At 65.3% G+C, this 22892-nt stretch carries 24 protein-coding genes, 1 tRNA gene and 1 pseudogene; 12 read left to right on the top strand and 14 right to left on the bottom strand.

Going from position 1 to position 22892, the window contains the following annotated elements:
• Positions 1-99: 99 nt before the first annotated feature.
• From trpS to secB, 3 genes are read right to left on the bottom strand one after another with little or no spacing between them, the layout of a single operon-like run.
• Positions 100-1095 (bottom strand): tryptophan--tRNA ligase, encoded by a 996-nt coding sequence (gene trpS / locus B9N75_RS01170; RefSeq protein ID WP_085219334.1) that lies wholly within the window; start codon positions 1093-1095, stop codon positions 100-102.
• The gene (murJ, locus tag B9N75_RS01165) at positions 1095-2657 is read right to left on the bottom strand and encodes a murein biosynthesis integral membrane protein MurJ (protein WP_085217142.1); all 1563 of its coding nucleotides are present in this window, start codon (positions 2655-2657) and stop codon (positions 1095-1097) included. The genes trpS and murJ overlap by 1 nt, the downstream gene beginning before the upstream one ends.
• Before the next feature lie 28 nt (positions 2658-2685).
• Complete coding sequence (secB, locus tag B9N75_RS01160) at positions 2686-3198, bottom strand: protein-export chaperone SecB (RefSeq protein WP_085217141.1); 513 nt, start codon at positions 3196-3198, stop codon at positions 2686-2688.
• A gap of 233 nt (positions 3199-3431) precedes the next feature.
• Between secB and B9N75_RS01155 the strand changes: the two genes are divergently transcribed.
• The 4 genes from B9N75_RS01155 to B9N75_RS01140 all read left to right on the top strand — a co-directional run bounded on the left by B9N75_RS01155 (position 3432) and on the right by B9N75_RS01140 (position 6782).
• Positions 3432-4046, top strand: coding sequence for a Tim44/TimA family putative adaptor protein (locus B9N75_RS01155; RefSeq protein WP_085219333.1), 615 nt, complete (start codon positions 3432-3434; stop codon positions 4044-4046).
• A 40-nt stretch (positions 4047-4086) separates the two neighbouring features.
• Complete coding sequence (gene mltA, locus B9N75_RS01150; protein ID WP_425292403.1) at positions 4087-5229, top strand: murein transglycosylase A; 1143 nt, start codon at positions 4087-4089, stop codon at positions 5227-5229.
• Positions 5230-5235: 6 nt separating this feature from the next.
• A complete protein-coding gene (locus B9N75_RS01145; protein WP_085217139.1) occupies positions 5236-5769 on the top strand; it encodes a Smr/MutS family protein in 534 nt (177 codons plus the stop codon).
• Positions 5770-5861: 92 nt separating this feature from the next.
• Positions 5862-6782 (top strand): GGDEF domain-containing protein, encoded by a 921-nt coding sequence (locus B9N75_RS01140; RefSeq protein WP_157123872.1) that lies wholly within the window; start codon positions 5862-5864, stop codon positions 6780-6782.
• Here B9N75_RS01140 and dapE read toward each other — a convergent pair.
• Positions 6779-7912 carry a succinyl-diaminopimelate desuccinylase gene (gene dapE, locus B9N75_RS01135; RefSeq protein ID WP_172840777.1) on the bottom strand — a complete coding sequence of 378 codons (1134 nt, stop codon included), beginning with the start codon at positions 7910-7912 and terminating at the stop codon, positions 6779-6781. The two genes, B9N75_RS01140 and dapE, sit on opposite strands and share 4 nt — an antisense overlap.
• A gap of 50 nt (positions 7913-7962) precedes the next feature.
• Here dapE and B9N75_RS01130 point away from each other — a divergent pair, with 50 nt between their 5' ends.
• Complete coding sequence (locus B9N75_RS01130; RefSeq protein WP_085217136.1) at positions 7963-8415, top strand: cupin domain-containing protein; 453 nt, start codon at positions 7963-7965, stop codon at positions 8413-8415.
• Here the strand turns inward: B9N75_RS01130 and B9N75_RS01125 are convergent.
• From B9N75_RS01125 to B9N75_RS01090, 8 genes are all read right to left on the bottom strand, one after another.
• Positions 8406-8900, bottom strand: a complete 495-nt coding sequence (locus B9N75_RS01125) for a nuclear transport factor 2 family protein (RefSeq protein ID WP_085217135.1) — start codon at positions 8898-8900, stop codon at positions 8406-8408. The genes B9N75_RS01130 and B9N75_RS01125 overlap by 10 nt on opposite strands.
• Entirely contained in the window at positions 8900-9565 is a 666-nt protein-coding gene (locus tag B9N75_RS01120; protein WP_085217134.1) for a glutathione S-transferase family protein, read from the bottom strand. The genes B9N75_RS01125 and B9N75_RS01120 overlap by 1 nt, the downstream gene beginning before the upstream one ends.
• Before the next feature lie 46 nt (positions 9566-9611).
• The gene (gene yihA / locus B9N75_RS01115; protein ID WP_085217133.1) at positions 9612-10271 is read right to left on the bottom strand and encodes a ribosome biogenesis GTP-binding protein YihA/YsxC; all 660 of its coding nucleotides are present in this window, start codon (positions 10269-10271) and stop codon (positions 9612-9614) included.
• A complete protein-coding gene (gene yidC, locus B9N75_RS01110; protein ID WP_085217132.1) occupies positions 10268-11983 on the bottom strand; it encodes a membrane protein insertase YidC in 1716 nt (571 codons plus the stop codon). The genes yihA and yidC overlap by 4 nt, the downstream gene beginning before the upstream one ends.
• A gap of 24 nt (positions 11984-12007) precedes the next feature.
• Positions 12008-12220: a membrane protein insertion efficiency factor YidD gene (gene yidD, locus B9N75_RS01105; RefSeq protein WP_085217131.1), complete on the bottom strand. Its 213-nt coding sequence runs from the start codon at positions 12218-12220 to the stop codon at positions 12008-12010.
• Positions 12217-12576 (bottom strand): ribonuclease P protein component, encoded by a 360-nt coding sequence (gene rnpA, locus B9N75_RS01100; protein WP_085219332.1) that lies wholly within the window; start codon positions 12574-12576, stop codon positions 12217-12219. Before rnpA ends, yidD begins: the two co-directional genes overlap by 4 nt.
• A gap of 2 nt (positions 12577-12578) precedes the next feature.
• A complete protein-coding gene (rpmH, locus tag B9N75_RS01095; RefSeq protein ID WP_085219331.1) occupies positions 12579-12713 on the bottom strand; it encodes a 50S ribosomal protein L34 in 135 nt (44 codons plus the stop codon).
• A gap of 91 nt (positions 12714-12804) precedes the next feature.
• Positions 12805-13125, bottom strand: coding sequence for a hypothetical protein (locus B9N75_RS01090; RefSeq protein WP_085217130.1), 321 nt, complete (start codon positions 13123-13125; stop codon positions 12805-12807).
• Positions 13126-13220: 95 nt separating this feature from the next.
• Between B9N75_RS01090 and B9N75_RS01085 the strand changes: the two are divergent.
• A pseudogene (locus tag B9N75_RS01085) lies at positions 13221-14730 on the top strand (YifB family Mg chelatase-like AAA ATPase).
• A 7-nt stretch (positions 14731-14737) separates the two neighbouring features.
• Here B9N75_RS01085 and B9N75_RS01080 read toward each other — a convergent pair.
• Positions 14738-16048, bottom strand: a complete 1311-nt coding sequence (locus B9N75_RS01080) for a PQQ-dependent sugar dehydrogenase (RefSeq protein WP_172840776.1) — start codon at positions 16046-16048, stop codon at positions 14738-14740.
• A gap of 428 nt (positions 16049-16476) precedes the next feature.
• Between B9N75_RS01080 and B9N75_RS01075 the strand changes: the two genes are divergently transcribed.
• The 4 genes from B9N75_RS01075 (at position 16477) to B9N75_RS01055 (ending at position 19649) form a co-directional block, all read left to right on the top strand.
• Positions 16477-16561 (top strand) — tRNA-Leu (locus tag B9N75_RS01075).
• Positions 16562-16799: 238 nt separating this feature from the next.
• The gene (locus B9N75_RS01070; protein WP_085217128.1) at positions 16800-18008 is read left to right on the top strand and encodes a tyrosine-type recombinase/integrase; all 1209 of its coding nucleotides are present in this window, start codon (positions 16800-16802) and stop codon (positions 18006-18008) included.
• Between the two features lie 254 nt (positions 18009-18262).
• A complete protein-coding gene (locus B9N75_RS01065) occupies positions 18263-18850 on the top strand; it encodes a hemerythrin domain-containing protein (RefSeq protein WP_085217127.1) in 588 nt (195 codons plus the stop codon).
• 406 nt (positions 18851-19256) lie between these two features.
• Positions 19257-19649 (top strand): SET domain-containing protein, encoded by a 393-nt coding sequence (locus B9N75_RS01055; protein ID WP_085217125.1) that lies wholly within the window; start codon positions 19257-19259, stop codon positions 19647-19649.
• Here B9N75_RS01055 and B9N75_RS01050 read toward each other — a convergent pair whose 3' ends face one another.
• Complete coding sequence (locus B9N75_RS01050; protein WP_157123633.1) at positions 19650-21089, bottom strand: phosphoribosylamine--glycine ligase; 1440 nt, start codon at positions 21087-21089, stop codon at positions 19650-19652.
• Between B9N75_RS01050 and B9N75_RS01045 the strand changes: the two genes are divergently transcribed.
• Positions 21073-21969 carry an iron-containing redox enzyme family protein gene (locus B9N75_RS01045; protein WP_425292414.1) on the top strand — a complete coding sequence of 299 codons (897 nt, stop codon included), beginning with the start codon at positions 21073-21075 and terminating at the stop codon, positions 21967-21969. The two genes, B9N75_RS01050 and B9N75_RS01045, sit on opposite strands and share 17 nt — an antisense overlap.
• Positions 21960-22889 carry a methyltransferase gene (locus B9N75_RS01040; RefSeq protein ID WP_085217123.1) on the top strand — a complete coding sequence of 310 codons (930 nt, stop codon included), beginning with the start codon at positions 21960-21962 and terminating at the stop codon, positions 22887-22889. The genes B9N75_RS01045 and B9N75_RS01040 overlap by 10 nt, the downstream gene beginning before the upstream one ends.
• Positions 22890-22892 lie beyond the last annotated feature (3 nt).

Below are 22892 nucleotides of genomic sequence, written 5' to 3'. Positions count from 1 at the left end.
ACCGCGGGAAATCTTGCATACACAACGGTTTGAGCATGCAAAAGGTCCGATGAACCGACGCTGAAGTGCGGCAGCCGGAACAGGCTTGTTTGCCGCGACTTAGCGGTTGGGAAGCCCCAGCGCACGATACGCTCCGTCGAGCGTCGGTGCGGCAAGCTCGGCCGCCTTCGCCGCGCCGTCGGCGAGTATCGCGTCGATCGCCTCAGGATGAGCAAGGAGGTCGCGGAAGCGCGCGGTGATCGGGCTGATCACCGCGACCATCAGATCGGCGAGCACGGGCTTGAACCGGCCGAAGCCATGGCCCGCGAACTCGGCGAGCACGTCGTCGGCGCTGCGCTCGGCAAGCACCGCGTAGATTTGCACGAGATTGCGCGCCTCGGCGCGGCCTTCGAGTTCTGCCCAAGTCGCGGGCAGCAGCTCGGCGTCGCTCTTCGCCTTCTTCACCTTCTGCGCGATCGTATCGCTATCGTCGGTGAGGTTGATGCGGCTCATGTCCGAGGGGTCGGATTTGGACATCTTGGCGCCACCGTCGCGCAGCGACATGATCCGCGCACCTGCCGCGCCGATATGCGGCTCGGGCACGGTGAACAGCTCGACGCCGTAATCGGTGTTGAACTTGATCGCGACGTCTCGCGCCAGCTCGAGATGCTGCTTCTGGTCCTCGCCCACCGGCACGTGCGTCGCCTGATAGAGCAGCACGTCGGCGGCCTGGAGGACGGGGTAGGCGAACAGACCGACGCTCGCGCCTTCGCGGTTCTTGCCCGACTTCTCCTTGAACTGGGTCATCCGGTTGAGCCAGCCGATCCGCGCGGTGCCGTTGAGCAGCCACGCCATCTCGGGATGCGCGGGGACGCGCGCCTGGTTGAACAGGATCGAGCGCTCCGCATCGACGCCGCAGGCGATCAGCGCCGCCGCCATCGCACGGATGTTGGCGGTAAGCTCCGCGGGATCATTGTAGGCCGTGATCGCGTGGAGATCGGCGAGGAAGAAGATGCACTCCGCCTCGTCCTGCATCTTCACCCAGCGCTGGATCGCGCCGAGATAATTGCCGAGGTGGAGATTGCCGGTCGGCTGGATGCCGGAGACGACGCGCATCATGATGGCTGCACCCGCTTGCGCCTGAGGAGGAGGTAGAGGTCTTCCTTGTCCATCGCACCGATGAACCAGGCGACCGGGAAATAGACCGCGACGCCGGCACCGACGATGGTGACGACGGCGATCATCCGCTCGATCACCGATCCCGAGAACCAGCCGGCGAAGACATAGCGCAGCGCTACCAGCACCCCGACCATCAGCAGGCCGGCGAAGAGCTGTCGCGCGATCCGTCCCCACAGCCAGCCTTCGATCCGGAAATGGCCGCGACGCGACAGGATGACGTAGAGCATCAGGCAGTTGAGCCACGAGCAGAAGGCGATGACGAATGCCAGGCCGTAGATGCCGAAGAAGGGAATCAGTGCGAAATTAAGCGCGACGTTGGCGACGAGCACGATCACCGCGGTCTTGACCGGCGTCTTGGTGTCCTCACGCGCGTAGAAGCCCGGCGTGATGACTTTCACCATCACATAAGCGGGCAGGCCAGCGACGATGATCGCGAGCACGTTGCCGGTGATATAGGCGTCCTCCGCGGTGAAGCGGCCGCCCTGGAACAGCGCGGAGACCAGCGGCACCGCGGCGACGCCCAGCGCCAGCGCGGCGGGGAGGCAGAGCAGCATCGACAGCTCGACCGCCTTGCCCTGCACCTTCGCCGCCTCGCCCGGATCGCCCTTGGCGATGAAGCGGCTGATCTGCGGCAGGATCGCGGTGCCGAGCGCGGTGCCGATAACCGACAAGGGAAGCTGGTTCAGCCGGTCCGAATAGTTAAGGTAGGACATCGATCCTTCGGGCAGCCGCGTCGCGAAGAATGTGTCGATGAACTGGCTGATCTGATAGACGCCCGCGCCGAGCGTCGCCGGGATGACCACGACGAAGAACTGCTTCACCCCTGGCGTGATGCGCGGGCGGCGGAGGCGGAGCGAAACGCCGGCCTTGCGCGCGCTGTTCCAGAGCAATGCGAGCTGCAGGAAGCCGCCGACGGTGACGCCGATGGCGAGCGCGGTCGCGGTCCTGGCGCCGCCGTCGGGGACGATCAGCAGCGCGCCGAGCATCGCGATGTTGAGCAGCGCCGGCGCGAAGGCGGCGGTTGCGAACTTGGTCAGCGAGTTGAGCACGCCCGAGAAGAGAGAGACCAGGCTGATCAGCAACAGATAGGGAAAGGTGATGCGAGTGAGGAAGACGGTAAAGTCGAATTTCGCAGGCTCATCGGCGTAGCCCGACGCGATCGCCCAGACGAAGAGGGGCATCGCCAGCTCGAACACCAAAGTGAATAGGAAAAGCGTCGGCAGGAACACCGCCAGCACTTCCTCCGAGAATTTCTTGGCGTCCTGTATACCGCCCGATCCGTGCAGCCGCTGGCTGAACAGCGGCACGAAGCCGGCGGAGAAGGCGCCTTCGCCGAACAGGCGGCGGAAGGTGTTGGGGAGGCGGAACGCGACCAGGAAGGCATCGGCGGCGCCCGATGCGCCCATGATGCGCGACATCAGCATCTCCCGCAGGAAGCCGAAGACGCGGCTGACCATGGTCAGCCCGCCGATCGTGCCGATGGCCTTGGAAAGGTTCATGGCCGGGAATCCACCCCCGTAGCCTGGCTCAGGCCTGGCCGGTGATCCCGCCGATCGCCCCTTCCGCCGTGCTGCCCTGCGCTTCGCCGGCACGCTGCAGATAGAGTGCGTGGAAGTCGATCGGGTCGATCATCAGCGGCGGGAAGCCGCCGTCGCGCACCGCATCGGCAATGACGCGGCGGGCGAACGGGAACAGCAGGCGCGGCGCTTCGGCGAGGAGGAAGGGCTGCATCTGTTCCTGATCGAGGTTGCGGATGCCGAACAGGCCGGCATAGGCGATCTCGACCTGGAAGGCGGTGTTGCCCTCGGCGCGCGCATTGATCTCGGTCTTTAGCGTGACCTCGTGAAGCTCCTCGCCGACGGTCTGGACCGAGATGTTGAACTGCACGTCGATCTGCGGCTGCGACTGCCACTGGAACACCGCCGGCGCGTTCGGATTTTCGAACGACAAGTCCTTCACATATTGGGAAATCAGGCCGACCTGCGGGAAATTGTCCGCGCCGTTCGCCTGCACATCGGCTGCGCCCTGTTCTTCGGCCATCGCTTGCACCTTTTTCGGGAATATGGGACGTGACGGCCAGTGGACCGCACTTCGCGGCGGCGGGTAGCAGCCGCGCGCGGTCCGCGCAACATTTGCCCCCTCGCGCCAGCGCAACATTTTACTGCGCCGGACGTAAAGCGTATGGGCGTTTGAAAGATGCTGCCTGCGGGCCTATGTAGGCGGGACCGGATTTTCGGAGAATTTTGTTGACGGTCGAGATTGTCCTGCTGGCGATGGTCGCCCTGTTCGTCGGGCTTCGGCTCTACGCCGTGCTTGGCCGCCGCACGGGGCACGAGCAGCAGCCGGTCACGCGGCCCGAGGCGGTGCCCGGCGCCACGGCGCCCGCCGCCGAACCTGCGCGCGACCGCGGCGAGGCCGCCGGAATGGCGTTCGAAGAATCCGCTGCGGCTGGCGTACGCCAGGTCATCGCCGCCGATCCGTCTTTCGATGTGGCGCGTTTTCTTGAAGGCGCGCAGGCCGCCTACCGCATGATCCTCGAAGCCTTCTGGAAGGGCGATCGCGAGGAATTGCGCGCGCTGGTCGCCGACGACGTCCGCGAATCGTTCGAAGCGGCGATCACCCAGCGTGAGGCGGATGGCCATGTGCTCAACAATCGTCTGGTTGCGATCGAGCGCGCGGTGATCGAGCGCGCGGAGCTGGTGGGCCATGACGCCCGCGTCACCGTGCGGTTCGATGCCGACATCGCGGCCGTGACACGCGACAAGGACGGCGGTGTCGTCGCCGGATCGCTGACCGATGCGGTCGAAACCCACGATCTATGGACCTTCCAGCGTTCGCTCGCTTCGGACGATCCCAACTGGCTGCTCGTCGAAACCGACGAGGCCTGATCCTATGCGCCGGGGGGCGATCACCGCTCTATCGCTGGCAATGATGCTCCTCGCATCGTGCGTTCCCAAGCCGTCCGTAGCGCCGCCCGGCCAGGCGCAGCGCCCGTCTGCAACCCCGACGCCGAGCGCGACGATTCCCTATAATGCCGTCGCCGCCGGCGTCCGTCCGGCCGCGCTGCCGGCGATCGACGAGAGCCGCGCGCAGCAGGTGATCGACGCGTTTCGGACAAGCTGCCCGCAGCTTCTGAAGCGCACCGACGCCACCGGCATGACGCAGCCAGCCGACTGGTCCGCCGCCTGCGCCTTCGCCTCCGATCCCGCCAATCGTGGGACCATCAGCCTGTCCGGCTTCATTCAGCGCTTCTTCGAGCCGGTGCAGGTCGGCAGCGGCGAGGCATTCGCCACCGGCTATTTCGAGCCGCAGATCCGGGGTTCGCGCACGCCGGGGCCCGGTTACCCCGCGCCGGTCTACGCCAAGCCCCCCGATCTGCTCGAGACCAATCCTCTGACCGGAGAGAAAGGTCGCGGGCGGATCGACGAGCGCGGGGCCTACGTCCTCTACTATGACCGCGGCGCCATCTACGACGGCGCGCTCGCCAACCGCGGGCTGGAGATCGGCTGGGCGGCGGACCCGATCGAACTGTTCTTCCTGCAGATTCAGGGCTCCGGCCGTCTGCTGCTGCCTGACGGCGGCGTGATGCGGATCGGCTATGCCGGGCAGAACGGGCGCGAATATGTCGCCATCGGCCGGACGCTGCGCGAGCGCGGGCTGCTCCAGCCCGGCCAGGCCAACATGCAGGGCATCATCGCCTGGCTCCGCGCCAATCCGGAGGAAGGCCGCGCGATCATGCGCGAGAACAAGAGTTATATCTTCTTCCGCGAGCTGACCGGGCCGGGGCCGCTCGGTGCGCTCGGCGTGCCGGTCAGTCCGCGCGTCACGGTCGCTGCCGATCCTGCCTTCGTGCCGCTTGGCGCGATGGTGCTGCTGGCGATGGACAGGCCCGAGGCTAGCGGACCGTGGGTGGCGCAGGACACCGGTGGCGCGATCAAGGGCACCAACCGCTTCGACACCTTCTGGGGCGCGGGCGAGGACGCCGCGCGGATCGCCGGCGGCATGCAGGCGGGCGGCAGCGCGGTCGTGCTGGTGCCGCGCGGAACGCTGGCGCGTCTCGGCGTCCGCTGAGCGGCCATGCGCCGCCTGTCCGACGCGGAATCCGCGCTCTGGGCGAAGGTCATCGCTTCGGTGCGGCCGATCCATGGCGCGGCGCCTCGCGCCGGGAGCGACCCGCCTGCGCGTGAGCCGGTCACGACCACGCCGCCGCGGCTACCCGCCCGGCCGGTTGCACCTTCGATTACGCAGCCGGCGCGTCCGCAGCCGGGGGTCACGCTCGATGGAAGCTGGGACAAACGGCTGTCGCGCGGGCTGGTTTCGCCGGATTTCAGCGTCGATCTGCACGGCCACAATCTCGCGACGGCCTATTCTCTCCTGGATGCGCGGCTGGAGCAGGCGATCGCCACCGGTGCGCGCGTGCTGCTGCTGGTGACCGGAAAGCCGCCAACGAGCCGCGACCGCCCCGTTGGCCGCGGAGCGATCCGCGCCGCTGTCGCAGACTGGCTCGCGGCATCGCGTCATGCCGGTTCGATCGCCGCGGTGCGCGGCGCTCATCCCCGTCATGGTGGCCTTGGCGCATTGTATATCGTGTTGAGGCGGCGGCGGAGTTGACCAAAAGTTAAGGCTGATCCCGGTATTCCCGGTGTCTGCCGGTTGCGCGATTCCGCGCTGCGGCATGAGCGTGCGGGACGAACAAAGTGGCGATGCGCCCAGCCCTGTCTCAATGTGGAAGCCTGCTGTTCTCGCTCACCGCGGGGCTGGCATCCTTCCTGTTCACGCTCGCTGGCTTCGTCATGCTGGTGGGACTGGGCGAGCAGGTCGCCGCCGCCGCCGGTATCGGCCTCTTCGCGTTGACCGTCGTGTGGATCGCCTCGGAGCGCCCGAACGCTGCGCAGGCGCGCGCCAATCGCGAGCTCGTCAATCGCCTGCTCGCGGTGAAAACCGGCGATCTCCATTCGCCTGCGCCTGCCGCCGTCCGCGCCGAGATGCCCGGCGTCGCGGCCGCGGTGGACAGCCTGTTCGAGCAGGTGCGCTCCAACCTCGACGACGTGGCCGCGCTGGCACTTTACGATCCGGTTACCGCGCTCCCCAACCGCATCCATTTCCGCCACGAGGCAGAGCGGCTGCTCGCCGAGGACGCGGCGCCGATGGCGCTGCTGTTCGTCGATCTCGACGGCTTCAAGGACGTCAACGACAGCCTCGGCCACGCGCAGGGCGACAAGCTGCTGGCGATCGTCGCGACGCGGCTGCGCGTCGTGCTCAATACCGAGACGCGCACCGACGCGCCCGCGCCGGTGCTGGCGCGCCTCGCCGGCGACGAATTCACCATGCTGCTACCGGGCGCGGGAACGCGTGAGGAAGCGGCTCGGATCGCGCGCAAGGCACTGGCCGTCATCTCGGCGCCTTATGAAGTCGGCGGGCGCCGCGTCCGCATCGGCGCCTCGATCGGCATCGCGATCAGCCCCGACGACGGCACCGAATTGCCCGATCTGATGCGTGCCGCGGACATCGCGATGTACGACGCCAAGGCGGGCGGCGGCGGGAGCGCGACCAACTTCCGGCCCGAACTCGCGACCGCCTTCGATCTCAGAAGCGAGGTTCTGCCCTTCTCGCGCAGCGCCTAGCCGCCCAGCGCGGCCCCGATGACGCGGGCATAGATACGCGTCAGCGCGTGCAAATCGTCCACCGCCGCGGCCTCGTCGAGCTTGTGCATCGTCGCGTTGGGCAGGCCGAAATCGACCACCGGGCATAGCGCGATGAGGAAGCGCCCGTCGGACGTACCGCCGCTCGTTGACAGCTTCGGCTCGATACCCGTCTCGGCGCGGATCGCTTCGGTGACGATGTCGTAGAGTCGGCCCGGCGGCGTCAGGAACGCCTCGCCCGACACGCGCGCATCGACCCGCGACCCCGGCGCCTCCTGTTCAACCGTGCGGCGTACCAGATCGACCAGATCATCACCGCGATGCAGGTTATTGAAGCGAATGTTCAGCCGCGCGCGGGCCTCGCCGGGAATGACGTTCCCCGCCGGGTTCGCGGTCTCGACGTCGGTGACTTCCAGGTTCGAAGGCTGGAACGCGTCGGTTCCGTCGTCGAGATGCAGCGCGTCGAGCGCGGTCAGCACGCGGCCGAGCTTGGTGATCGGATTGTCGGCGCGGTGCGGATAGGCGACATGGCCCTGCACGCCAGGGATGACGATGTCCATGTTGACCGATCCGCGGCGGCCGATCTTGACCACATCGCCCAGCCGGGCCTCGGACGTAGGCTCGCCGATCAGGATCATCTCGGGGCGGATGCCGCGCTCCGCCATCCAGTCCATGATCGCGCGGGTTCCGTGGATCGCCGGGCCTTCCTCGTCGCCGGTGATGAGCAGGCTGAGCGTTCCTGGATGCTCGCGCACCTGTGCCGCCGCGGCGACGAACGCCGCGATACCGCCTTTCATATCGACTGCGCCGCGCCCGTAGAGAATGCCGCCGCGCACTTCGGGCGCGAACGGATCGCTCGTCCAGCCCGGTCCGGGCGGCACGACATCGACGTGGCCGGCAAAGGCGAAATGCGGCCCGCCGCTGCCCCGCGTCGCGACCATATTCTCGACCGGTCCGTCCGGTGCATCGCCCGAAAGAAAGCGATGGCAGGTGAAGCCCAGCGGCTCCAGCGCGTTGGCAAGCACGGTGACCGCACCGCCCTCACGCGGGGTGATGCTGGGGCAGGCGATGAGCCGCGCGGCAAGATCGACGGGATCGATTGCGATGGTCATGGCGATGGGCGTAGCAACGCCGCACCAGCTTGCCCAGCGGAGACGCAGCGATGCCCAAGATCGACCTCGACGCCACCCCCGAGACCAACCGGACGTCCTATCCTGAGCCCTATGCCACGGCCATGGCGCGACGGCATTTCCGTCGTCTGGCGCCGGCCGCCGGCCTGTCCACGATCGGCGCCAGCCTGGTGCGGGTCGAGCCGGGCGGCGTCTCCAGCCAGCGTCACTGGCACGACGCGATCGACGAATTGGTGGTCGTGCTGGAAGGCGAGGGCGTGCTGATCGAGGAGGGTGGCGAGATCGTCTTGAAGGCCGGCGACTGCGCGGCCTTCCCGATGGGCGCCGCCAACGGCCACCATATCGTCAACCGCGGCGATGCCGATTGCCTGTTCCTCGCCGTTAGCGGGCCGGAGGCGGGCGACTGCCATTATCCCGACGCCGATCTGCATTGGGACGCGGCGGGAAACCGCTACACGCGGAAGGATGGCACGCCTTACGGCTGATCGGGCTCCTGCACCCGCGTCGACTGGATGTGGACCGCCCTCCATTCGCCATCGACGCGGCGGAAGGTGTCGGCGAAGCGGATGCGGCTGGCGAAGGGTTGCCCGTCCGAGGTGCCGCTCAGCACCACATCGCCGCCGACGAGACCGGCGTCTGGGCCGAGCGGTATGAAGACACGATCCTTGATCGCGATTGGATCGAAGGTCACGTCGGGATCGGTGTAGCCAGCGATGAAGCCCCGCTTGTCCTGGCGTTGCCCGTCGCTGCCGACGAACACCAAATCGTCTGCGACCAGCACTTCGAGCGCGGCCGCGTCCTTGTTGATCTGCGCGGCATCGAAGCGATCGCCGATCCGGCGCAGCGTCTCGATGCTGACATCGGCTTGCGGCGCGGCGGCGGGCTGCTGCGGTTGCTCGGCGGTCGGCGCGGCTGGCGGCTGCTCGCAGCCGGCGAGGAGCAGCAAGGCGAACAGCGGCGCGATCCGCATCAGCTATCCTCCAGCTCGTATTGCTCGATCACCCACGGCTCGTCCTGCGCAGCCTGGATCCATTCGCGCATCCACGGGTGGCTGAGGATCGTATCGACATAGGCCGCCGCGAAGCGGGGCAGCGGGACCGAATAGGTGACGAAGCGTGTCGCCACCGGCGCGAACATGATGTCCGCCGCGCTGAACGACCCGAAGAGATAGGGGCCGCCCGCGCCATGCCGCGCGCGCGCCTGCGCCCACAGCTCGAAGATGCGCAGGATCTCCTGCTTCACCTCGTCCGACAGGTCGCGCGGCGGGAAGGTCTTGCGCACGTTCATGCCGAGATCGCGGCGCAGGTTCGGGTAGCTCGAATGCATCTCGGCCGCCATCGACCGCGCCATGCCACGCGCCGCCTCGTCCTTGGGCCAGAAACGGTCGCGCCCGCATTTGTCGGATAGCCATTCGACGATCGCGAGGCTGTCCCAGATCACGGTCTGGTCGTCCCACAGGATCGGCACCTTGCCACCCGATGGCGCGAACTCGTCACCGTGCGTCCGCGCGTTCCACGTTTCGTCGAACATGGGGACGGTGATTTCCTCGAACGCGAGGCCGGACTGTTTCACCGCCAGCCATCCCCGCAGCGACCAGGAGGAATAGGCCTTGTTGCCGATAATGAGCTTTAGCATCGGGGATGGTTAGACGGGGGCAGCGGAGAGGGCAACCGCGGCCCGGCTACCCGATCGCTTCGACCACCGCCCCGCGTAGCGCGGCCAGCCCCATGCCTTTTTCACTCGAGGTCGTGATGATGTCCGGGTGGGCAGCGGGTCGCTTGGCGGCTTCCTCGGCGGTGCGTGCGGTGACGGCGGCGAGTTCGCTCGCCTTGATCTTGTCCGCCTTTGTGAGCACCAGCCGGTAGCTGACGGCGGCATCGTCGAGCATCTTCAAGATCTCGCGATCGACATCCTTGATGCCGTGGCGCGCGTCGATCAGCACCAGCGCGCGTTTCAGCACCTGCCGGCCGCGCAGATAATCGTTCACCAGGAAGCGCCACTGGCGGACGACATCCTTGGGCGCCTTGGCAAAGCCGTAGCCGGGCATATCGACCAGCCGGAACAGCAGCGGCTCGCCGACATCGAAGAAGTTGAGCTCCTGCGTCCGCCCCGGCGTGTTCGACGTACGCGCCAGTGCCTTACGGTTGGTGAGCGCGTTGATCAGCGACGACTTGCCGACGTTGGAGCGGCCTGCGAAAGCGACCTCCGGCGCCGCGGCATCGGGCAGGAACTTGAGCGTCGGCGCCGATTTCAGGAAAGCGATCGGGCCTGCAAAGATCTTGCGCGCGGCTTCTTCCGCCTCTGCAGTCTCAGCGGCGCCGGGGGTTTCGTCCCCGCTCACGTCTTCGCCTCGGCCTCGCTTGCCTCCTTCATCCCCGGAAAGCGGCTGTAGAGCCACTTCTGCTGGGCGATGGTGAGGATGTTCGAGACGGTCCAGTAAAGCTGAAGCCCCGCTGCGAACGGCGCCATGATGAACATGAACACCCACGGCATGAAGCCGAACACCTGCTTCTGGATCGGGTCCATCGGCGCCGGGTTGAGCTTGAACTGCAGCCACATGGTGATGCCGAGCAAAATCGGGAGGACGCCGATCGCGAGGAATGCGGGCGGGGTGAACGACAGGAAGCCGAACAGATTGACCGGGGTCAGCGGATCGGGCGCGGACAGATCCTTGATCCACAGCGCGAACGGCTGATGCCGCATTTCCACCGAGAGCAGCAGCACCTTGTAGAGCGCATAGAAGACCGGGATCTGGAGCAGGATCGGCAGACAGCCCGCGAACGGATTGACCTTCTCCGCCTGATACATCTTCAGCATCTCCTGCTGAAGGCGCGGCTTGTCGTCCTTGAAGCGCTCCTGCAGCGCCTTCATCTTCGGCTGCAGCACGCGCATTTTCGCCATCGACGCGAACTGGCGCTGCGCGATCGGATACATCACGAGCCGGACGATGAAAGTGAGGCAGATGATCGCAACGCCGAAATTGCCAATCGTCACGAACAGCCAGTGGAGCAGGTAAAAGATCGGCTTCTCGAACCAGTAGAACCAGCCCCAGTCGATCGCCTTATCGAACTGCGCAATGCCGAGCTGGTCCTCATAGCGGTCGAGCAGCTCGACTTCTTTGGCGCCGGCAAACAGGCGCGAAGTGGCGCGCACTGCCTTGCCCGGCGCAACGATCGCGGGCTGGACGGTGAAATCGGCCTGATAGCTGTCGCCGCCGCCGCGGCGGAACGCGGCGTCGATCGATGCGGCCTGATCGGGCACCAGCGCGGTCAGCCAATATTTGTCGCCGAAGCCGAGCCAACCACCGCGCGAAGAGAAGCGCGACACCGGCTCCTTGTCGAGATCCTTGAAATCGACGCCATATTCGGCCGCGCCGTTGAACACGCCGATCGGGCCGGTGTGGACCGTCCAGCTGTCCGGATCGGGCGATTTGCCGACACGGCTGATGAGGGCGTAGGGCCGCGCCGCGATTGCGCCCGGCCCGGTGTTGGTGACCGTCTGGTCGACCTTGAACATGAACTTGCCGTCAATGCTGAGCGCGATGTCGAAGCGCTGGCCGGTCGGGTTGGTCCAGGAGAGCGTCACCGGCGCGCCGGGTGCGAGCCGGTTGCCGCTCGCGGTCCACATCGTTTCGGGGCCGGGGAGCGCGACGCCGTCACCGGTCCAGCCGAAGCTCGCGAAATAGGCGTTGGGCGCGCCAGCCGGCGACAGCAGGCGAACGGGCGGCGAATTGGCCGCCATCGTCTGGCTGTAGGTGGTGAGCACCAGATCGTCGACGTTGGCGCCACGCAGGTTGATCGAGCCCTTGAGATAAGGCGTTTCGATCGCGACGCGGGGGCTTTCGCCGAGCACCACGTTGCGGCTGCGGATGGCGGCGGGGGTGCGCGCGGCGGGGCCGGCGCTCGGCTGCTGCACCGCGACCTGTTTGCCATCGACGAACTTGGTCGACGCCTTGTCCGCAGTCGGGAAATAGCGCTCCGTCACGAAACCCCATCCGAACAGGACGATGGCGGACAGGATGACCGCAAGGATCATGTTGCGGTGGTCGGTCACTCGGCTTTCCTCATGCAGCGAAAGTCACGGAACGGGATCATGGCCGCAGCCGCCCCAGGGGTGGCAGCGAAGCAGGCGTTTGAGCGCAAGCCACCCCCCGCGCAGCGCCCCATAGCGCGACAAGGCGGTGATTGCATAGGCGGAGCAGCTGGGGCTGTACCGGCAGCTTGGCGGAAGGATGCGCGACGGGCCGATCTGCCAGCCGCGCGCGACCAGGATAAGCGCCTTCGCGATCACCGCCGGGGCTGCGGCTGGCGGCGGACGGCGCTTTCGCCCCGTGCGACCCGCTCCAGCGCCTTCGCGAGATCGGCGCGCAGATCATTGAAGGGGCGTTCGATCCCGCTATTGCGGCCGATGAAAACATGATCCGCCCCCGCGATTCCGCTCGCCGGCAGCATCTCGCGCGCCAACGCGCGAAAGCGCCGCTTCATGCGGTTGCGCACTACGGCGTTGCCGATCTTCTTGGTGACGGTAATGCCGAATCGCATGGCGGTATCGCCATCGGCACGGTCGCGGACCAGCAGCACGAAGCCGGTGGTCGGTGCGCGCAGACCCCGGTTAGCGGCGAGGAAATCCGCCCGCCGCCGGAGGATCGTCAGGCCGACAGCTTCTTGCGGCCGCGGGCGCGGCGCGCCGCCAGAACCTTGCGGCCGCCCACTGTCGCCGAGCGGGTCCGGAAGCCGTGACGCCGCTTGCGCACGAGATTGCTGGGCTGGAAGGTGCGCTTCATCGCTCATACCTTGTGAAATCGAATGAAAAGGGCCGCGTAGCACGAGGGCCGCGACCGTTGCCGGCGCCGATACGGCGGAGGGGCGCGAAAGTCAATCGCCCGGCAGCGCGGTTTCCACTTCTTCCGCCTTTCGGATGCGCTCGCGGCGGCGGGCGCTGCGGCGCCTCAGGCCCCAGTCAGCCCATTCGCCCTTCTTGGGATGGCGGCGCTTGAAGGCAACGTAGCGGCGCTTCGCCCATTCGCTGTATTTCAGCACCAGCGCGAGCCCAGCGCCGAACACGATGACGCCGCCGGGCCCGGGCACGATCCCGACGATCGGCGAGGCGGCGATCAGCAGCAGGCCGAGCACGAACAGGCCCGTCCGGACGGCGGGCTTGCGGCCGAGCGATATCCAGGTTGCGCGTGCGTCCATACTGGCGATGTGGTTGGCGCCGAACGGCCTGCCAAGGCTCGACTTATCGCATTCGTCGCTCCAAGGTGGCGGCTCATCGCCGGGGGGCTTCGTTTATGGTCGCGCATGTCGCCACGGTCGCGTTTCTGGGACTGGAGGCGCGCGCGGTCGAAGTGCAGGTTCAGGTCGCGAGCGGGTTGCCCAAATTCCTCATGGTCGGGCTTCCCGACAAGGCGGTGAACGAGAGCCGTGAGCGCGTCCACGCCGCGCTCGCCTCGATCGGCTTGTCGCTGCCGCCCAAGCGGATCACGGTGAACCTGTCGCCCGCCGATCTCCCCAAGGAGGGATCGCATTACGATCTGCCGGTGGCGCTCGGCCTGCTGGCCGCGATGGGCGCGCTCGATGCTGAGACGCTGGCGGGCTATGTCGCGGTCGGTGAGCTCGGGCTCGACGGGCGGCTGATGCCGTCCCCCGGCGTGCTGCTCGCGGCGCTCCATGCATCGGAGCGCGGGCTGGGGCTGATCTGCCCCGCGGCGCAAGGGCCGGAAGCGGCGTGGGCGGGCGATGTCGAGGTGGTCGCCGCTCCCGATCTCATTGCGCTCACCAATCACCTGCGCGGCGGCGCAGCGCTGTCGCCGCCGCAACCCGGTCCCGCCGATCCGCCTCCGGCCGGCCCCGATCTCGCGCAGGTCAAAGGACAGGAGACCGCCAAGCGCGCGCTCGAGATTGCCGCGGCGGGTGGCCACAATCTGCTGATGACCGGGCCGCCGGGCGCGGGCAAATCGCTGCTCGCGGCCTGCCTGCCAGGCATCCTACCCGAGCTGACGCCCTCCGAGGCGCTGGAGGTGTCGATGGTCGCGAGCGTCGCGGGTGCGCTCGACGGCGGCCGGCTGGTCCGCGCCCGCCCGTTCCGCGCGCCGCACCATTCGGCGTCAATGCCCGCGCTGGTCGGCGGCGGGCTCAAGGTCCGCCCCGGCGAGGTCAGTCTTGCACATCTCGGCGTGCTGTTCCTCGACGAGCTGCCGGAGTTCCAGCGGCCCGTGCTCGATTCGCTGCGCCAGCCGCTCGAGACCGGCAATGTCAGCGTCGCACGCGCCAATGCCCATGTCGTCTTTCCGGCGCGGGTGCAGCTGATCGCGGCGATGAACCCCTGCCGCTGCGGCCATCTCGGCGATCCCGCGCTCGCCTGCTCGCGCGCGCCCAAATGTGCGGCGGATTATCAGGCCAAGGTGAGCGGCCCGCTGCTGGACCGGATCGATCTTCATGTCGAAGTCGCGGCGGTCAGCGCCGCCGATCTGGTGCTCCCGCCTCCCGCCGAAGGATCGGCCGAGGTCGCTGCGCGCGTCGCCGCAGCCCGCGCGGTGCAGACGGCGCGCTACAAAGGGCAGGGGCCGCGCACCAATGCCGAGGCGGACGGCGATCTGCTCGATGCGGTTGCGACGCCCGACGAGCCCGGCCGCAAGCTCCTCGCGCAAGCGGCGGACGCGATGCGCCTCTCCGCCCGGTGGCTTCCACCGCGTCCTCCGCGTCGCCCGCACCATCGCCGATCTCGCCGCCAGCGAAGGCATCGGCCGCGTCCACATCGCCGAAGCCCTCAGCTATCGCCGCCAGGCGCCGCGGAGCTAAAGGATCGCTAGCGAGCGTCGACGCGGAAGATGTCGCCGTCGAAGTCCAGAATGTAAATGATTCCGTTGGCGTCGGCTTTCAGCGCGCGAGGGCCATTGATCACACCTTGATCTGGCGCAAAATCCGCGGTGCGTCTCTCTGCCGCGGCCAGTCCCAATGTTTGCCCTAGCTTGATGGCCGCAAGCGGCAGCGCGAATATCGCGCCACGCTGATCGGCGAACAGGAAACGATCGCGCAATGAGATGATCGGACCGGCGCTTACCGCTCCTCCCACGATCTGTCCGTCCGGCGACAAGTCTCCGTTCGCCTCATATGCCAGAATCGGATCGACGAGATTCGCTGGCGGCGACGGCTTAAGCAGTAGGCTGCCATCCTTGTAAGGCCAGCCAAGATTGGCGGGCGGCTGACGCGGATCCACAAGGTTGACCTCGGCCCAGACATTGCCGCGGTCTGTGAGGAGGACACGACCATCTGCCAACAGCGCGCCCCCCTGCGGGCTAAGCAAGCCCTTCGCGAGCTGAGTGGACAAGTAGAAAGGCCCGACGGCGGCGCCCGCATACGGGTCTGGTTTCAGTCTCAATCTGAATAGTTTTCCGAAAGGCAGGCGACCCGATTGGGCCTCACTCTCCATGGTCAAACTGCGGCCGTCTCCCATCGCTGCGAACAAGTCGCCATCGTCAGCGACATGGAGCCATCCGCGCTCCGCGCGATAGCTGCTAAATGCCTCGCCTACGGTAAGAACCGGATTGAAGCTGGCCAACGCCGTTGCGCCCGAACTGTTGCGGGCATATTTTTCGATCCTCGTTAGGGGGTTGCTGTACAGCAGGTAGAATGACCCGTCATTTGCGTAGGTTTTCGAAGCGGCAATGGCATGCAATTCCAGTGATCCAAGACTATCTGGAATGCGAATCAGCAGGGTTTTCCGGCCGCTCGGGACATCGAACGCAAAGACGTTCCCGTCCCTTTCTGCCACGAGCAAGGTGGACGCGTTGACGATCGACACATCTACCGGATCGGCGAAGCCGGTTGCGATCCGGCGGACGAAGACGCCTTCCGGGTCGTTGGTTACCGTTACGGCAAGATCCAGTACGCTCGAAGCGCGGCCATCGCTCGCGGCTAAGGTCACGCGATAGACATTGTCCTTATCGGCGTCATCCGGAAGCTCGTAATTCGGCGGCGTCTTGAAGCTGAGCTGACCTGCGGTCGTAATATTGAAGCGCGATACGTCCGGGCCACCCGCGATCGAGAATGTGATGGCGTTACCCTCAGGGTCTGTGGCGGCCGCCAGATAGATCGCCCCAGCGCTGTTTTCCGACACGCTCGCCGCATTGATCGATGTAAACGAGGGCGCCTGGTTGGACGGGGAAGGCGAAGGGGTTGGCGCTCCCCCACCTCCGCCTCCGCCGCAAGATGTTGCCGTAGTCAGCGCTATGGCCAATACCGACGCGCGCACAAAACCAATCGGGCTTAAAGCCCGACAACCATCTTTGAACGCCACTCCGACTACCCCCGAATAAATCCCCTGACACATGACGTATAGTCAGAATTCGGCATTCTCAATAACTTTGAGTCTCCGCCGAAAGATTATACCGCGGTAAAGGAATCGGTATTTTCCGCGAGCAGTATTTGGCTCTATCACGGGTTCGTTGCTAAAGAGCTGGGCGTTGCTGCTCGTGTGCGCTTGGCTAGCCTCTATCGCTCGCCATATTGCTCCGCCTTCTACGCTCGGCTAGGCAGCGTCGCCGTGCCCCTGTGGTGGAATTGGTAGACGCGCTCGACTCAAAATCGAGTTCCGCAAGGAGTGTCGGTTCGAGTCCGACCAGGGGCACCATTTGTTCTTTTCATGACATCTCATATCGATCGACAAAACGGCAGAAATCTGCCACTTTCTAGCTTGTGCTGTCCCAATCGGTCTCATTTCGTTCTAGATCATCTGGAGGAAAGTGGGGCCACCGATGGGGCCATAAATGGGGCCATGGGATCGATGCCCATACGCATCGATCCAAGGGCTCGCGAGTTCAGGCCGATTCATCTGAATGGCCAGCTCGCTTTGCTAGGAAGGGAAGGCGATGGCCCTAAGAGATATCGAGATACGAGCACTTCGGCCGCAGGCGCGCGTCTATAAGCGAGCAGATGCGAATGGGCTCTTCCTAGAGATACATCCGAGCGGGTCGAAGCTGTGGCGCTTCAAGTATCGCCAGCACGACAAGGATAAGCGCATTGCCCTTGGACGCTATCCGGAGGTGGGACTGTCGGAAGCGCGCCGTCTTCGCGACGAGGTTCGACGAAAGGTGTGGGAGGGTGGAGACCCAGTGACCGAACGGCGCCACGCAAAGCTGGTCGCCAAGTTCAATGCAGCGAATACCTTCGGCGAGGTCGCGACGGAATATATCGACAAGACCGTTGCCGAAGGTCGGGCGGTCGCCACGATCTGCAAAGCGAACTGGCTCCTGGAACAGCTGTCGCCGCTAGCGAATTGCGCCATTGCCGATCTCAAACCCGTTGAAGTGCTAGCCGCATTGAAGCGCATCGATGCGTCGGGTCGGCACGAAACGGCGGCGCGTTGCCGGTCCTTTGCCAGCCGGGTTTTCAGATATGCTGTTGCAACGGGTCGAGGCGAAACCGATCCGACATCTGTGCTGCGGGGGGCCTTGACGGCTCCGAAGGCATGCCATCACGCTGCAATCGTCGATCCTGTAGTGCTTGGTGCGCTGCTTCGCGAAGTGGACAGATACGGCGGAAGTCCGGTCACGCGACTCGCCATGCAGATATTGCCGCATGTCATGTCGCGGCCTGGCGAATTGCGCTTCGCGCAATGGCGCGAATTCGACCTGGAGGCAGCAGTCTGGAAGATCCCGCAGGAACGGATGAAGATGCGCAGACCACATGCCGTACCGCTCTCGCGGCAGGTTCTGGCGCGCCTCGACGAACTTCGTCAGCTGACCGGGGAGGCGGGCTTTGCCTTCCCAGCTTATCACTCGTCTCGAAAGCCGCAGTGCGAGAACACGATCAACCAGGCATTTCGACGAATGGGGTTCGCGAAGGGCGTGGTGACGGCGCACGGTCTGCGCACGACTGCGTCGACGCTGCTCAACGAGAGCGGCCGGTGGAGCGCGGATGCGATCGAACGTTCGCTGGCTCATGCCGACGCCAATGCCGTGCGAGGTATCTATAATCGTGGGTCGTATTGGGACGAGCGCGTCTCCATGCACCAGTGGTGGAGCGACTATCTCGACGATGTCCGGGACGATGACGCGAGCGCTTCACCGCCGGGATAGAGCTATCGTTTCATCATCCAAACCCCTCGGGTAGACGCCTCTTTACGAAGACAATGCAGTATGCGTCCAAGCAAGCAGGCTCGGTTCGCTCATTGCCTAGGCTGAGTCGTCAATCGATCCCACCGAGCTGAAGCACTTTTGTGGACGCCAGTCAGTCACTTGGGGTGGTCTCCACTCGAAAACTTTGACTGCGTTCGCGGGAACGGCCGAAGCAGTCGTGGCGTTTAGGCGATATCAAATGAAGGGAGCGAGCCATGGCGACAACTACCCGTTCGCGGAGCAATTCGGCGCGCGTTTCCGACAACAAGACGAGCTTTCTCCTCGGTGCATTGGCCGCAGGCGCCGCGGCCGGCATCGCAGCCGTGGTGGCGCGGAAGGGCGCGGCGCAGGCGCCTAGCTACTTTGCCGGAGAATGGGACGAGGCCCTCAAGGCAGAGCATGACGCGGTCCGCGCAATTTTCGACGCGCTCGAGGAAAGCGGCGATGATGCTAAGATCAAGCGGACGGCGTTGCTGGCCAAGCTCAAATATGCGCTGACCAAACATGCGATCGAAGAGGAAAATGTGATCTATCCGGCGCTTCGGGAGAGCGGCCGTTCGGAAGAGGCCGACGAGCTGAATCGCGAGCATGGATATGTGAAGCAATTCCTGTTTGAGCTGTCGAACACGCCGGCGAATTCACCGAAGTTTCTCGAGACCGTCCGGCGCTTCCGCGCCGACATCGAGGATCATATGCGCGAGGAGGAAGAGAAGCTGTTTCCCCAATTGCGCGCACAGCTAGGAAACGAGCGCAATCGGGAGCTGACCCGGACCATTAACCTTGAAGGCTTCAAGGTCGCATGATTGCAGACGGCCGTAAATCGCCCGAAGCGCAGGAGCGCGGCCGGAAGCCGTGGATCGAACCGAATGGGGAGGTCCACGGTAGCGGCTCTGGCGCTGGCGGCGGCAACCCGGGGGAGGATTTCGATGACGACCTTGGGCCGATTAATCCGGCCCCGGACGAGGCGCCCGATGCCCGCTAGCCGCCATCCGCTTCCAGCTTCCGACGAGGCAAATATCGATGAGGTGCCGGCATCGGCAAAACGCGCAAAAGGAAAAGGAAGTGACGACGCCGAGCGTTCGCGGGATGATGCCGTCACTCCGTCGGGACGACCCTATCCTCCGGGCGCCGCAGGCAATTGCAAATCCTGATCTGAGTGAATGGTAGTCGTCGCTTGCTGCGTTACGGCGCGGGCAAGGAGATTTGCCCATGCTCACCGTGGCTACCGAATTGCGGCCAAGCGTCATTCACGGAATAGGAGTTTTTCTTCTGGAGCCGGTGAGGGCGGGCCAGCTCGTGTGGCAGTTCGATAGCAGAATCGATCGCGTGTACGCAGACTACGAGTTGGCGCAGTTGCCGGAAGGCTTGGGAAGCTTTCTGAGAACCTATTCGACATTGCACGCGGCTACGCGCCTCTGGGTGCTGTGCGGAGACAATGGACGCCATTTCAATCATTCGGAAACGCCCAATACGCTGTCCAAAGGCATCGCCTTCGGGGACGACGTGGCGGCGCGGGACCTTCGGGCTGGCGAGGAGCTGACCTCCGACTATCGAACGATTTGCGATACGTTCGCGGATGGTGCTCCTATCTTCCCCAGCTGATCAGATGAGGCCGAGTGACTGGACGCGTTCGAGATCGCTCCGGATCAGCTTATCGCCGATATCTTCGCGGTAACGCATGTCCGAGATGGCCAGCGCCTCCAGATGTTCATAGGCCGCGGACGCGGCGGAAACTACAGTCGGACCCGTGCCGGTGACGACCGCGGACCAGCCATACAGGCCGCTCGTGACCATCATGTCGTGCGACATCCCGACCTCGCCCCAGTGAATGTGTGCGCGATCCGCAGCGTGCAGCTTCTTGTCGATCCAGACCGGGAGACCGACCGGAGCCTCGACCTCCTTGCGCGAATAGGGAAAGGGCGGCGTCGTAACGACGACGCCGGCCGAAAAATCTGCGCTTGTTTCGAAATAGGTGCTCTCCGGATCGCTCATGCGAGCGAACAGATCCCCCCAACCACGGGTCTGAAGAGGATCGAGGACGGCGAAACCGGGGTAGCCGAAGCGACAGGTGAATTCGAGCGGGAAGATGCCGCTCTCGTTCACGATGGTGTTGAGATTGACGTAGCCGACATGCCCGTGCGCGCGCAGCGCCGGCTCGATCCGCTCCAATGTCTGGCGAAAGAATTCGCCATTGGAGCGATAGGTGGCGATCGTCCCCATCTCACCGGTCAGTTCGCCCAGATCGCCGGGAAAGAACCGCTTGTGCTCCCAGTCGAGACAGGTCGGCCGGAGAAAGCGTGCGCCGTTGAAATAGCCGCCGATGCCCATCTCGACGCCCGCCACAAAATCCATGAGTACGAAAGGCGGGAGCGATGCCCCACGCGCCGCACGCAGCACCGCCGCGACATCGGCTCCGTCGTCGCGCACGCCGACGAAGTTGCGCGCACTTCCGTCACCTGCTCCGTGGAACTTCAACGCGTAGCGATGCGGACGCTCCGCGATGTAGGCGTGGCCCGCCGCGGCATCGTCGAAGCGCCGCTGGGGCGCGGTTGCGAAACCGAGTTCTTCCAGCAGGCCGAACGCGAAATCGCGGTCATTCTCCAGACGATCGCCGAACGCGCTGCCGCCGATGACGCTATAGCCCTGCGCGCGAAGATCGTCCTCGAGCGCGCCCAAGCCTTCGGACACCGCTTCGAACAGGATCGCGCTTCCTCGGCCGCCGGCGCGCACCCAATCGAGCTCGGCGCGCCAATCTTCCGTTCTGGGCACCAGACCGCGCATCGTGCCATCGGCAAGCGGCTCGCTCACCGAGACGCGGACTTCATGCCCCTCCTCGATCAACCGAAGATAGAGCGAGCCGAGGTCGCAGGTTTCCGAAACACCAAGAAATCGCATCCGCCAATTACGCGCGACACTGAGATTCGACACGGAACTATTTGCATAACGCATGTAAAGGTATGGCAATTCTGCCGGAACAAGCGTGCGTCGCCCTCGTCTCTCCCTCATCAGATGGGGACAACATATTTTGGCGACGCAACTCAAATTCTCGAGCGCACCTGTGCTGGGCGACTATCGGGCCGACACACCGCAGCGCCGACTGGCGGCCTGGAACCGAATGCGGCTGGAACCGGGATTTCCGGCCCACGACTGGCGAGGCGCTCTTGCGCGTGACCAGGCAATGGCCTGCGAAGAAGCAGAATTCTTGGAGGCGCTTCGTGTCGAAGTTGCCGCTGAAGCGGCTTGCGTCCCGCGCGATCCTGCGGGGTTCGTCCGCTGGTTCGAGGCACTCGAGATCAACGGCCCCGGCCAGGGAGATCCGTTGTTCGATTGGCTGGCGACCGAAGCCGATGTCGAGCAATTTCGCTGGTTCATGACGCAGGAGGCGGCAGGCGAGGCAGGCTTCGACGATCTCGTGGCGCTCGCCCAGATCAAGATGCCGGTCCGCCCCAAACTGGAACTTGCCCGCAATTACTGGGATGAGATGGGCCGCGGCAACCGCAAGGGAATGCACGGGCCGATGCTGGATGCGTTGGTCGAACGCCTCGCACTGACGCCCGAGATCGACACGACCGTCTGGGAAAGCCTCTGTCTTGCGAATGCCATGACGGCGATGGCGACGTCGCGGCGACACGCCTTTCACGCGGTCGGCGCCCTTGGCGCAATCGAGCTTACCGCGCCGGGTCGTGCAGCCAAGGTCGCGCAAGGTTTGCGGCGGCTCGCCTTCACGGGCCGGGAACGGCACTATTTCGAGCTTCACGCGGTGCTGGACGTCAAGCACAGCGAGGCGTGGAACGCCGAAGTCATCGAGCCGCTGGTTGCCGAGGATCCCGATCGGGCGCTTGCGATCGCAGAGGGCGCGTTGATCCGCCTGCATTGCGGTGCACGCTGCTTCGAGCGGTATCGCCAGCATTTATGGAGCTGAGACCTCCGGCTGCCGCGGATCAGGTGCTTGCCGAATTGCTCGATCGGCTGGTAGCTCTCGATTATAATTTCGTCACGCCGACACCGGCGACGCATCAGCGGTACCTGCAGCGAAATCGGCGGCGCGCTCGGTCGTTGCGCGATATCTTCGGGTGGTCGCTGCCCTTCTCGCCCGCCGACATCGATGCTGATCTGCTGGCGCTCCTCGAGCGCGGCGCGTTTATCGAGCCGCAAGGCCACTGGCTTCGGCCGCTGATCCGCGTGTCGTCCTTGGGCGGGGCGCTGTTCGTTCATTCTGCATTCCCGACGCTGGAGCGGGACGCCGTTTTCTTCGGGCCTGACACGTATCGCTTCGCTGCCTTCATTATGCGCGAACTGCCCGCTTCGGACGGACATATTCTCGACATCGGCGCCGGGAGTGGCGCGGGTGGAATCAGCGCCGTGCGCGCCGGAAAGGCAGCGCGCGCGACATTGCTGGACATCAACGCGAGGGCTCTCTGGATGGCCGGGCATAACGCCCGGGCTGCGAATATCGCCGCGGAAACGACAATGGCCGACCTTACGGCTTTGCCGGACCAGACCTATGACGCCGTCGTCATGAACCCGCCCTACATGGTGGACGGCGAACATCGCCAATATCGCGACGGCGGCGAGGACCGGGGATTGGATCTGGCCGTAAGCTGGACGCTCGCGGCGACCCACCTCGTCAAGCCGGGCGGCCAGATCCTGGTGTATTGCGGAAGCCCCGTCGTGGAGGGCGAGGTGTTGCTCGCAGCCCGGCTCATGGGAGAATTGGGACCGGAGTGGCGGATGGAGGCGAGCGAAATCGACCCGGACATCTTCGGCGAAGAGCTCGACCGCGAAGAATATCGCGATGTCGAGCGCATCGCGGCTTTGGGCATCAGGATCGAAGGCGGTTGAACA

It is taken from the genome of Allosphingosinicella indica, assembly GCF_900177405.1.
Taxonomy (GTDB): Bacteria; Pseudomonadota; Alphaproteobacteria; order Sphingomonadales; family Sphingomonadaceae; genus Allosphingosinicella; species Allosphingosinicella indica.
Note: the sequence above shows the minus strand (reverse complement) of the source record. Positions and strands in the feature narration are given on the sequence as shown.